The organism is Aquimonas sp., assembly GCF_044377145.1.
Taxonomy (GTDB): Bacteria; Pseudomonadota; Gammaproteobacteria; order Xanthomonadales; family Xanthomonadaceae; genus Aquimonas.
Window position 1 is genome coordinate 1 of the sequence record NZ_JBILJQ010000170.1, and the last position, 2736, is coordinate 2736.

General features: G+C 64.8%; 4 protein-coding genes. All 4 read left to right on the top strand.

Annotated features, from left to right (window positions below):
* Positions 1 to 337, top strand: a 337-nt coding sequence (locus tag ACIQ7H_RS22210) for a VWA domain-containing protein (protein ID WP_395795677.1), incomplete at its 5' end; no start/stop codon positions are given.
* Positions 338 to 602: 265 nt separating this feature from the next.
* The gene (locus ACIQ7H_RS22215) at positions 603 to 1808 is read left to right on the top strand and encodes a toprim domain-containing protein (RefSeq protein ID WP_395795679.1); all 1206 of its coding nucleotides are present in this window, start codon (positions 603 to 605) and stop codon (positions 1806 to 1808) included.
* A complete protein-coding gene (locus ACIQ7H_RS22220; protein WP_395795681.1) occupies positions 1795 to 2139 on the top strand; it encodes a hypothetical protein in 345 nt (114 codons plus the stop codon). Before ACIQ7H_RS22215 ends, ACIQ7H_RS22220 begins: the two co-directional genes overlap by 14 nt.
* Positions 2140 to 2304: 165 nt before the next feature.
* On the top strand, positions 2305 to 2736 hold a 432-nt coding region (locus tag ACIQ7H_RS22225; RefSeq protein ID WP_395795683.1), incomplete at its 3' end, for a hypothetical protein.

The following is a 2736-nucleotide window of genomic DNA, read 5'->3' on the forward strand; positions in this document are numbered from 1 at the left end:
CGAGCAGCCGCTCATCGCCTGCACGCATCGCTTCGGCCTGCGCGCCAGCGGTGGAACCCCGCTTTACGAGGCCCTACTGTCCGGCGCGAGGCAGCTCATGCTCCGGCGCGAGCCTCGCAAGATGATTGTCGTACTCACCGACGGTGAGCCCAACGACAGCATCAGTGCCCGAGCAGTGCTGGAGGCGTTGCCCGGGCTCGGCATCGAGGCCTACGGCGTCGGCATCTGCGACGAAGGCGTCCGCGATCTCTTCGCCTCGTGCGAAGTCATCCACGATCTGAAAGCGCTTCCAGGCGCACTGATCGGGCTCCTGCAGCGCCAGCTGCTGGCCGCCTGAAGCCATCGAGGCTGCTCCCTATGGGGGCAGCCTCGGTGCCCACCGCGCTCGCCCTGAGAGCCCACCCACGAGGCGCGCGCACGCGCGATTGGTGGCTGCGCTTTCGCCGCTCAAGCGGCACGCGTCGCTCCCGCGTTGACGGAGCACACCACCCAACCGGGGATGACCCCGTTGGGGTCGATCTCCGGGATCACACCGGAGGTCCCATGCCTGCAGACAGGAAGCTGAAACACCAACCCCGGCCGTACCCATTCAGGAGAACCCCATGAGCCATCCAAATAGAGAGTTCGACCGCGCCGCGTGGGATGCACGCGTCGCGGCCGCGCGCCGCTACGCGGAAGGCAACTGGGACCGGATCATCCGGAACCTCGCTCCCCAGCTGGGCAACGTCATCGACGCTGGTGGCAAACACACCTCGTGCCCACACCCCAGCCACAACAACCAGCGCCACGGCGACGCCATGCGCACCTACCGCGACTTCCCTGCAACCGGAGGCATGGTGTGCAACACGTGTGGATTCTTCAAAGACGGCTGGGCCGTCTTGCGCTGGATCCACAACTGGACCTTCGGTGAGACCGTCAAAGCCATCGAAGGCTGCTTCAGCGGTGGCCAGATCCCAGCACCCCGTCCACCAGACCCGAAAGAGATCGCACGAAAGGCCGTAGAGCGGGCAGAGGAAGACGCCAGGATCAGCGCCCGTCTGGCTGCTCTGTGGAAGGGCGTCATCCCGCTCAACCAGCCCGGCGCCGATCGCGCAAGGCTCTACCTCGAGAGCCGCGGCATCAGTGACCTGATGCTTCCAGTACCCGATATCGGCCTCCACCCTTGCCTTGAGTATTTCCACAGCAAGGACACGAAGTCGAAGCCGGAGCTGGTGGGGCGCTATCCCGCGCTGGTCTACATCATCCGAACCGCAGACGGCCGCATTGGCTCGATGCAGCGGATCTACCTCGACCCCCAGGGCAATGGCAAAGTGAAGCTGCCTGAAGGCATGGACGCGAAGAAAATGATGCCGCGGCGTTCGGACCGTCCGATCAGCGGCGGCGCCTACTGGCTGGATGATCCGCTGCTTCCGGTGGCTCAGGTAGGCGAGGGTCTCGAAACCGCCTGGTCGGCGCGCCTGCTCACCGGGCTGCCGACAGCGGTGGCCAGCTCGGACACGCTGCTTGCCCAAATGCAGTTCCCTGCCAACATCAAGTTCGTCGCCATCTGGGCGGACAACGATCCGGCAGGGATCCGGCATGCGGACATGCTGATCGAGCGCCTCCGAGAGGAGGGGCGGCGCGCGATCAAGATCGTGCCCACCTACGATCTCGGTCGCGAGACGATCGACTGGAACGACGCCCTTCAGGCCTTCGGGCTTGAGGGACTGAGAAGCCAGTCGTTCTACACCCGCTTCTTCGCAAGCCTGCGGCAGCGGTTGAGCAAGGAAGGCTACGGGCCGGAGGTGCTGCGCCATGTCGCTCGCTGATCTCGACCTCTTCGGTGGAGCCGGTACCGCGCCGGCGTCGCCCATGAGTTTTGACAGCCGGCGCACTCCGGCCGTTGTCGATTTCTCAAGGGTCGATACGACGCCTGGTGCGGCAGGGCCGTTCGCGCCACTGTCCGACATGAACGATGGCAAGGCATACGCCCGCTATCTCCGGCAGATCTCGAACGGGTTACTCAGCCAGAGCTTTCTGATGGTCGCGGGCTGGGTGTGCGCGCCTCGCCCGCACACACCGAAAGTGACCGTGACTGGACCCTTCGCTGATGTGTTTACCGAGTGCCTGAAGCGCTTCTTCGCTGAAGTTCAGCGCTGAGTGCGCGAACCCGACCCCGAGCCGACCGTCACTGGTCCGCTCGGGGTCTTTTTTGCGCATCTTGACGAGGCGCAGGTGTGCTTCAGAGTGAAGCTGGAACCACGCCTTCTCACCCAGTGAGACTGGCCAGGGGCTCAATCCAACGCCACCCGGGAAGATCCAACAATGACTGCACAGGCCCAAAACACCGCATCGAGCTCCTTGGTCTTCGACCAATTCCGCAATGTGATCGGCCTGCCGATCGACGATGACCTGATTCGCGGAATCGTCGCCGATGCCGGTAGGGAACCGATTCGCGCCGCTGTGGAAGCCAAGCAGGCATCTGCGCTGGTCGGCGCCATGGTGTCCCACTTCACTCGCCGCGCCCTCATCGCGCTGAAGGGTTCATCGTTGGCGCCGGAGGTGGTGCGAATGAGCCTTCGCAAAATCGGCTTCAAGGCATTCTTGGCGGCGCTCCAGGCGGCCGAGGCCGGCGACAGCACGTCTCTCTCCACGGCGCTGGGTGAGGCCGACGCAGAACCCAGCAGTGAACCTGTCGCGCCGCGGGCGCGCCTCGCGCCGCCAGATGACGAGCCAAGCGGCCATGCAGTTTCGCGC

What these genes read in the sequence shown, in the direction of transcription:
- ACIQ7H_RS22215 (WP_395795679.1), top strand. Translation starts at nt 603, where the DNA reads ATGAGCCATCCAAATAGAGAGTTCGACCGCGCCGCGTGGGATGCACGC.
- ACIQ7H_RS22220 (WP_395795681.1), top strand. Translation starts at nt 1,795, where the DNA reads ATGTCGCTCGCTGATCTCGACCTCTTCGGTGGAGCCGGTACCGCGCCG.